Annotated in this window: 2 protein-coding genes and 1 pseudogene; 2 read left to right on the forward strand and 1 reads right to left on the reverse strand. The window is 34.6% G+C overall.

Annotated features, from left to right (window positions below; genetic code table 11):
• The first annotated feature begins 75 nt into the window (after positions 1 to 75).
• Together P9B04_RS17155 and P9B04_RS17160 are read left to right on the forward strand one after the other, a co-directional pair.
• Positions 76 to 6,627 (forward strand): two-partner secretion domain-containing protein, encoded by a 6,552-nt coding sequence (locus P9B04_RS17155; protein ID WP_342056196.1) that lies wholly within the window; start codon positions 76 to 78, stop codon positions 6,625 to 6,627.
• Positions 6,628 to 6,656: 29 nt separating this feature from the next.
• The gene (locus tag P9B04_RS17160) at positions 6,657 to 9,245 is read left to right on the forward strand and encodes a CHAT domain-containing protein (RefSeq protein WP_342056197.1); all 2,589 of its coding nucleotides are present in this window, start codon (positions 6,657 to 6,659) and stop codon (positions 9,243 to 9,245) included.
• A gap of 202 nt (positions 9,246 to 9,447) precedes the next feature.
• Here P9B04_RS17160 and P9B04_RS25220 read toward each other — a convergent pair.
• Positions 9,448 to 10,044: pseudogene (locus P9B04_RS25220) on the reverse strand (ISL3 family transposase); the annotation flags it as partial.

Raw genomic sequence — 10,044 nt, forward strand, 5'->3', positions numbered from 1 at the left:
TAACCCAAAGCTGTGACAAGATTAAATCGACAACCAATATTTCCCTTCATCAGCAGCACCCTTGGCGTTATGTTGATGATGCAACCCCTATGCTCAGCACAATTAACCCCTGACAACACTTTGGGGGTTGAAAATTCACGAATTACAAACTTAGATCAATTAAAGCAACGAATTGATGGGGGTGCGATTCGTGGAAATAGTTTGTTTCACAGTTTTTTAGAGTTTAACGTAGCAGAAAATGGGAGTGTTTATTTTTCTAATCCTGCTAATATTCAAAACATTCTTTCTCGTGTCACTGGTAGTAATGCTTCTCATATTTTAGGTACATTAGGCGTATTAGGAAAAGCTAATTTGTTTTTAATTAATCCTAATGGTATTATTTTTGGAGAAAACGCAACGTTAGATGTAAAAGGCTCTTTTTATGCTACCACATCTAATAGCATTCAATGGGGAGAAGATGGCTTTTTTAGTGCTATAAAATCCCAGAGAAGTAATTTATTATCGGTTAATCCAGATACGTTATTTTTTAATCATGCTGCTAACCATCAAGGTAGTATTGTTAATCAGGGAAATTTATCAGTTAAGAGCGGTCAAAACATCACTTTATGGGGAAATACTGTTGTTAATAATGGTGGTTTAATTGCCCCTGGAGGAACCGTAAAATTATTAGGCGATCGCATCGGGTTATTAAATAATGCCTTGATTGATGTTTCTCATCCTAATAATGCTGGAAATGTTTTAATTGGTGGAGATTTTCAAGGTCAAGGATCTGTCCCCAATGCGACTTATACTTATGTGGATTCTGAGGCAATTATTAGAGCTAATTCTACCTTAAATGGGGATGGAGGAAAAGTCATTGTTTGGGCTAATGACTCAACTCGTTTCTATGGAAAAATAGAAGCACAAGGAGGACTTTTATCTGGTAATGGTGGATTTATTGAAGTATCAGGAAAAGAATTTTTAGACTTTCAAGGACAGGTTAATACTAGGGCACCAAATGGTGACATCGGAACTTTATTACTCGACCCCACTAATATCGAAGTTGTTGAATTTTTGAGTCCTGATACAGAAACTTTTAACTTAGAAGATGTGGATGAATTTTCTGATATTGATATTGGAGGAGATGGAGACACAAAGATAGATGTTTCTGCAATTGATTTTGCCACTTCTGATGTTATTCTTCAAGCTACAAATAACATCACCTTTAATGTTGATATCAATGCTCTTAACCCAATCAATATAACAGCAGAAGCCGGTAATGACATTATTGTAAACAATTCTATACAAATCCCTAATCAAGGTAATATTAACTTAATTGCTGGGAATAATATTTCTTTGACTAATGCCGGTGCTTTCCTTTTTTCTTTTGGTAGAGATATTTTGTTAGATGCAGGAAATATTGTGTCTATTAATGGAGATGTAGATAGTAGACCATTTTCTGGGAATAGCGGAAATGTTGATATTAAAGCTAATTCATTAGTTTTATCAAATAATGCCAGATTGCTCACTGCATCTTCTGGAGGTTTTGTTAGTGGAGATATAAATGTAGAGACAACAGAGGATATTATAATTGATAGGTTTGGTATTATTTCCGCTAGAAATATTGATATTCAGAGCGGCAATGATATCTTTATGGATGGTGCAATTCAGCTAGAAGAAAATCATCCCGGAATTCTCACAATTAATGCTGGTAATAATCTTAATATTACCAATCAAAATGCTTTTGTTTTTACTTTGGGAAACGATGGGTTTATAACAGTCGGTAACACCTTAGAAGTTGCCAACGGGGCAAATATTGATACATCTCCTTTTTTTGGAGATAGTGGAAACTTAACTGTTAATGCTAAATCTGTTATCTTATCCAATGGGGGACAGTTAAGAACTACTCCATTTAACGGAGGTAATGGAGGAATTTTAACAGTTCATGCTTTGGAATCTATTGAATTAAATGGTGCAAATACAGGAATTTTCTCCACTGCTGTAAGTGCTAACCCTAATATAGGTGCTGGAATGATTAATATTAATACACAAGATTTAATTATTAGAAATGAAGCAACCATTGATGCTTCTACGAATGGAACAGGTAATGGAGGAAATATTAATATTAATGCTACAGGAACTGTTAGAATGAGCGATGCTGGAACAAATATTTTTAGTGGGATAAGGGAAGGAGACAAAGGAATAAGACAAGGGGGCGATATAAATATTAATTCTAATCGAATAGAAATAAATAAAGGTGCTAACTTAGATAGTTCTAGCCTTGGAACTGGTAATAGTGGTAATATCAATATAACGGCGACAGAAACAATAACAATTGATGGACGAGGTACGGATATTTTTAGTCGAATAAATACCCCTGAATTTGCTGGTGGAGACGCAGGTAGTATTAATATTAATGCCAGACACATAAATATTACAAATAGAGCCAGCTTACAAAGTTCTAGTCTTACTTATTCTGATGGAAATGCAGGAAGTATCACACTGACTGCACAAGATAATCTTGTCATTAATAATGCACAACTTAGTAGTAGTCTTCTAGATGCAACTGGAGATCCCAATAATGTAGCGGGAAACATTGAGTTAAAAGTTATTAATGGTTCTTTGAACATTACTGACAGCTTTCTTCTTACTAATAACCGATCCCAAGGAGATGCCGGGAGCATTTCCCTCACAGGAGATATAGTTAATTTAAACAATTCCAATCTTGAAACTGACAGTTCAACCAGTAATGGAAATGCTGGAGATATTGCTATCACGGGACGATTAATTAGCCTTAATAATAGGTCTAGTTTACAAGCATTTACTACAGGGCAAGCAGAAGCAGGAGATATCAATATCAATGCAGAGGAAAATGTAACTATTAACCAAGATTCAAGCGTACAAACGGAGGTCTTTTTACCCACGACTCAGGGTCAAGCGGGTAGTATTAACATTACAGTAGACTTAGGGGATATTGAATTGCGAAACAACTCTTCTCTTCGCACAGGAACAGCAGGATTGGGCAATGCAGGAGATATTTTTATAGAGTCTCAAAATCTAATTATTGATGATAGTGGGATTGTTTCAGGTGTGGATCTAAATGGAACTGGGGGAAATGCAGGAGATATTTTAATCACATTAGGGGATACATTAACACTAAATAATGATGGACAACTTCTTGCTGATACAAAAGGAAATGGTGATGGAGGAAGAATTATTGTCAACGCCCCAAATGGAGTAATTTTAGAAAGTGATAGTCAAATTAGTGTTGAAACCACTAAGCAAGGAAAGGCAGGAGACATCACGGTTACTTCTGATAACATTACTATCGGGAAAGATTCTCAACTCAGTGCAACGGCCACTGACACTTCAACCAACTTGGAAGGGGGAGGCAATATTGTTTTAAAAACTTCTGAGCTTAATATTGCAGGGGAATTAGGAATATTTGCCGAAACTGAAAGTAATTCCTCCGCAGGTAATCTGATTTTACAAACAAATAATTCTCAACCTAACCTTAACATTCAATTTACTGATAATGGATTAATCTCAGCAAAAACGACTGATGTTGGGGAAGGTGGAAGTATTAGAATCAGCGCACCTCAAACAGTTGATATTAGAGGAGATGGACAGATTACTGTGGAAACAACAGGAAAAGGAAATGCAGGAAATATTGAAGTAACGGGCCAGACTATAAATTTTGCAGATCGGTTAGAAATTTCCGCTTCTACTGTAGGAGATGGGGACGCAGGAAATATACATCTTAATGGAAATCAAATTCATTTATCGAATACTCAAATTAATGCTTTTAGCAATAGTAGAGGGAACCCAGGAGGTATTTTGATAGATAATCAAGGAGATAATGCAAATAAGGTAACTTTAACTAATAATTCTCTTATTTCAACAGAAATTAAATCACAAGGACAAGCAACTCAACCAAGTAATATTACTCTAAATACACAACAATTGAATCTGAACAATAACTCAGAAGTAACCGCATCTACAGCAGGAAAAGGGGACGCAGGAAGCATAGAGGTTCTTAACGCTCAAACCATTAACTTAAGCTCATCAGAAATATCAGCATCCACATCAGGAGAAGGAAATACAGGAGTGATTAATTTACAGGGAAATAAGCAAATAAACTTAGATAATAACAGTGAAATAAGTAGTTCAGTAGAAGAAAATGCAGTAGGAAACTCTCAAGAAATAACCCTAGAAACCCCCAACTTAAGCCTAAACAATAGTCGCATCAATGGCAGAACATCGGGGTTAGGAAATGCAGGAAATATTGACGTAAACAATAACCAAACAATTCAGTTAAATAATAGTATTATCTCCACAGAAATTACATCGACAGGAGAAGCAAACCAAACCAGTAATATTACTCTAAATACACAACAATTGAATCTGAACAATAACTCAGAAGTAACCGCATCTACAGCAGGAAAAGGGGACGCAGGAAGCATAGAGGTTCTTAACGCTCAAACCATTAACTTAAGCTCATCAGAAATATCAGCATCCACATCAGGAGAAGGAAATACAGGAGTGATTAATTTACAGGGAAATAAGCAAATAAACTTAGATAATAACAGTGAAATAAGTAGTTCAGTAGAAGAAAATGCAGTAGGAAACTCTCAAGAAATAACCCTAGAAACCCCCAACTTAAGCCTAAACAATAGTCGCATCAATGGCAGAACATCGGGGTTAGGAAATGCAGGAAATATTGACGTAAACAATAACCAAACAATTCAGTTAAATAATAGTATTATCTCCACAGAAATTACATCGACAGGAGAAGCAAACCAAACCAGTAATATTACTCTAAATACACAACAATTGAATCTGAACAATAACTCAGAGATAACAGCATCTACAGCAGGAAAAGGGGACGCAGGAAGCATAGAGGTTCTTAACGCTCAAACCATTAACTTAAGCTCATCAGAAATATCAGCATCCACATCAGGAGAAGGAAATACAGGAGTGATTAATTTACAGGGAAATAAGCAAATAAACTTAGATAATAACAGTGAAATAAGTAGTTCAGTAGAAGAAAATGCAGTAGGAAACTCTCAAGAAATAACCCTAGAAACCCCCAACTTAAGCCTAAACAATAGTCGCATCAATGGCAGAACATCGGGGTTAGGAAATGCAGGAAATATTGACGTAAACAATAACCAAACAATTCAGTTAAATAATAGTATTATCTCCACAGAAATTACATCGACAGGAGAAGCAAACCAAACCAGTAATATTACTCTAAATACACAACAATTGAATCTGAACAATAACTCAGAGATAACAGCATCTACAGCAGGAAAAGGGGACGCAGGAAGCATAGAGGTTCTTAACGCTCAAACCATTAACTTAAGCTCATCAGAAATATCAGCATCCACATCAGGAGAAGGAAATACAGGAGTGATTAATTTACAGGGAAATAAGCAAATAAACTTAGATAATAACAGTGAAATAAGTAGTTCAGTAGAAGAAAATGCAGTAGGAAACTCTCAAGAAATAACCCTAGAAACCCCCAACTTAAGCCTAAACAATAGTCGCATCAATGGCAGAACATCGGGGTTAGGAAATGCAGGAAATATTGACGTAAACAATAACCAAACAATTCAGTTAAATAATAGTATTATCTCCACAGAAATTACATCGACAGGAGAAGCAAACCAAACCAGTAATATTACTCTAAATACACAACAATTGAATCTGAACAATAACTCAGAGATAACAGCATCAACAGCAGGAAAAGGGGACGCAGGAAGTATATTAATTAATGCTGAAACAGTAGACTTGGATAATGATAGTAAGGTTGTGACTATTGTTGATGAACAAGCAAGAGGAAATGGAGGCAATATTAATATCAAAACCAGTGGTAATTCTATTACTCTTAATAACGGTTCTCAAATTAGTTCACTTTCTCAAGGTTTAGGTGATGCTGGTAGTATTGTTGTTAATAGTTCAGGTATTATTCAACTAAAAGATAGTGAAATTAGTACCTCATCACAAGAAACATCAGGGGGAAAAATTTCGATTTCAGGTTCTGTTATTCGTTTTCGTGGTGATAGTGATCTAAGAACTAATGTTAATAGTGGTATCGGTGGAGGAGGTAATATTTTTTTACAAGCTAATTCTATTATTTTATATGATGATAGTGACATATTTGCCTTTGCAAAAGATGGACAAGGTGGGAACATTATCCTTAATACGCCGATATTTTTTGGAGAGGCATATCAGGCGATAAGAAAAGTAAGAGACACAAGGGATTTAGATAATAATAATCGAGTAGACTTAGATGCTAGTGGAGCAATTTCGGGTAGCATTATTGTGCCTGATTTAACTTTCATTCGTAATAGTTTAACTGAGTTACCTATTAAGATTTTAGACCCTGATCAATTAATAGCAAATACTTGCGTCGTTCCTAATTCGCAACAAGCTGGTACATTCATTATTACTGGTTCAGGCGGTTTACCAGAAAAACCAGGAAATACCAGCAGTTCTTACTATTCTACAGGGTCAATACAAAATATTCCTGATCAAGAGGATGTTACTCCCACAAATTTACAAATTATTGAGCCTCAAGGAGTGTTTAAACTACCAGATGGAAGACTGATTTTAAGTCGAAAGTGTTCTCCAAAAGAATTATAAAAATGTAGTCACGTGTTAACTAAAAAACGATGAAAAAACTAACATCTATTTTTCTATTTTTTCTAAGTTTAATTACTACCTTAATATTAAACTGGAATTCATTTGCCATATCTCAAATTTTTAGTGTTAGTTTCCTTGTTAAACAAGGAGTGAAACAATATCAAAAAGGAAACTATATAGAAGCGATCGCAACTTGGCAAAAAGCATTAAACTTAGAAGACACTAAAAATAACGTTAAAAATAAAGCCATTATTCAAGAAAATATAGCCAGAACTTATCAGATAATCGGACAAACAGAACAAGAAATTAACTATTGGGAACAAGCTATTACTAATTATCAGCAACTAAACGAAATTCAGCAAGTAGGAAGACTCTTGACTGAACAAGCACAAGCTTATAGTCGTCTAGGAAAACATCAAAAATCTCTTAGTTTATTATGCAACACGGAAATGAAAAAAAACAAGCTAATTTGTGACCCTAACACTGCTTTAGAAATTGCTAGAATCTACCAAGATGACCAGGGAGAAATTGCTACTCTAGGTAGTTTAGCAGAAGCTTATCGCTTGATGGGAAACTATGACATAGCTATTAATATTTTAGAAAATGAGGCACTAACTAAAGTTAAAAATTTAGATGATCCAACTTATTTTGCTTCTTTATTTAATAGTTTAGGAAACGTTTATTTTGCTCAAGCTAAACGCTGGCAAACTCAAGCTAATTCGGCTGAGGTTAGAAATGCGACTAATACAGCAGAAAAATTCACAAACAATGCAGTTGAAAATAGTAGAATGGCCTTTTCCAATTATCAAAATGCCTTGCAATTAAACCAGAAGGATCAAGATAAATTGCAAACTTTACTTAATTTAATTCAACTTAATCGTAAATTTCCTAATTTAACTTCTACTGATAGTCTTCAAGAAAAAGCTTTAAAGTTACTCAATGAAACTGCTAATTCTTCGGCTAAAATATATAGTGCAATCAACCTAGCGATCGCATCTCCTTTAAGCGAATGTCCTATTGTTACATCTTTCTCTAATTATGAATTGGAAAACACATTAAAAGAAGCTGTTGAAAATGCAAATAAACTAGAAAGTACCCGCATACAATCTTTTGCTTTAGGAGCATTAGGTCATTTTTATGAATGCGAAAGCCAATATGAGAAAGCTTCAAAATATACAAAATCTGCTCTTTTATTAGCTGAACAAAATCGCTCAGCTAACGATAGTTTATATCTTTGGGAATGGCAATTAGGACGTATTTTAGAAGCATTAAAACAACCCTCAGAAGCGATCTCTGCTTACGAACGAGCTTATAACATTTTAGAGAGTCTTCGTAGTGATATTTTAACAGCCAATCGTGATTTACAATTTGACTTTAGAGATACCATTGATCCTCTTTATCGCCAATTAGTTCAGTTAATTCTAGAACAAGAGAATTCCTCATCAAATACTTTATCTCAACCCTTTATTAAAGGATTACAAACCTTTGACTCTCTTAAATTAGCTGAATTACAAAACTATTTAGGAGACGATTGTATTTTAACAGAAGTTAATGAAATAGGAACTCCACAAGTATTAGTTAATCAAATTTTTGATAAATTAGAAAATATTGGTAAGGATACTGCTCTGATTATTCCGATTATCTTTCAAGATCGTTTAGCCATTTTATTAAGTTTACCCCAGGAAAAAATTAGAGTTCATTGGGTTAATATGAGCGAAACTCAGTTAACAAAGGATTTAGAATTATTCTGGAAAGACTTACAATCCTCTTACGACTTATCCCAACCTTTTAAAACATCTGCTCAGAAATTTTATGATATCCTAATAACTCCATTTGAAACGGATCTAGATGCAGCACAAATACAAAAATTGGTCTTTATTCTAGATGGTAATCTACGAAACATTCCTATGGCGGCACTTTACGATGGTGAACAATTTCTAATCGAAAAATATGCCGTTGCCACGACACCAAGCTTAACACTAACAACTTTGAGTTCTTCTAATCTTAGTAATTCTCCAGTGTTAGCAGTAGGTGTTGCAGAAGAGTCAAATATCGGTCAAGAACGTTATCGAGCATTACCTAATGTTGAAATAGAACTTAAACAAGTTACCGCTAGTTTTCCCGACAGTAAACTATTATTAAATCAAGACTTTACTCGTCCAAACTTGCAACAAGAATTTCAAGCAACCACTTATCCTATTATTCATATAGCCACGCACGGTAAATTTGGGACAATTCCTGATGATAGTTTTTTAGTAGTAGGTAATAATCAAAAACTAACAATTACTGATTTAGAGCAAGATATTCGCAATTTTAACGAAAATTATAACCTTTTGGAGCTACTTACTTTAACCGCTTGTCAAACAGCCATTGGAGACGATCGCACAACGTTAGGATTAGCTGGAATCACAGTACAAGCTGGTGTAAAAAGTACCTTAGCCTCTTTATGGTTTATTCCTGACGATTATGCGAAAATATTAATCATCGATTTTTACGACAATCTAAAAGCAGGAATGGGTAAAGCAGAAGCATTGCAAAAAGCTCAAAAAAATCTAATACAACAAGGAGTTAGTGCGGGTATTTGGAGTCCTTTTGTATTAATAGGAAACTGGTTATAAATACAGCAACAAATGAGTTTGAATAGGTCAATTGTTTAACAAAAATTGTTCTAGACGCTCAATTCTTAATAGGTCATTATCCAAAAGTGTCAGAAATGGGTTCTCAAAAATAGGCAAAAATTTATTTAAGTCCCCTCTTTTTTGATTTTAAACTTACGCTGTTCTTAAAATTTCTTGGTTCTACCGAACTTAGTATGTAAATTTAAGCAGTAAAATGCCAAGTTAGGAAACTTCTAAGTTTAAAATTATCAAAATTTCTAAAACCATAACCCCTTCTTTTAATCAACTTTAATTTATTATTAATTCCTTCGACAATACCGCTAGTCGTTCTTTCATCAAAGTAAGCAATTTTCTTGGTGCGCTTTCCAATGGCGATTGAGAATCGCCTTGGGTCGCACCGCAATTTCTCCTATCCAACGTCTAATTGTTCCACAGCTTTTTGGATAAACTTCATAAGCTTCTGCACACCATTCAGCTAGTTCAAGTAATCCTGAACTCCAATCAGAGTTTTCATCAAACACTCTTCTAAATTTCTCTTTTAGAAGGTGCATCTTTGAGAGAATGGGGACAGTTTTATAAACTTCTTCTAATTTCTCTTTTTGTTGCTCGTTTAAATCCTCTTTATTTTTAAGTAAGGCATATTTACTCTTATTTAATCCTGAAAGTAATTGTTCTTTTTCTGGAGAATCTTTTAAGGTCATCGCTTCCCTTTTTGTTTTTTTCTTTGACCATCCAACTCATCGGTAACCAGGGCTATTTCATTCTGAAAAGTTCCAAAATATGCTTTAGGGAATGACCA

Origin of the sequence: Crocosphaera sp. Alani8 (genome assembly GCF_038442745.1) — a bacterium.
Lineage (GTDB): Bacteria > Cyanobacteriota > Cyanobacteriia > Cyanobacteriales > Microcystaceae > Crocosphaera.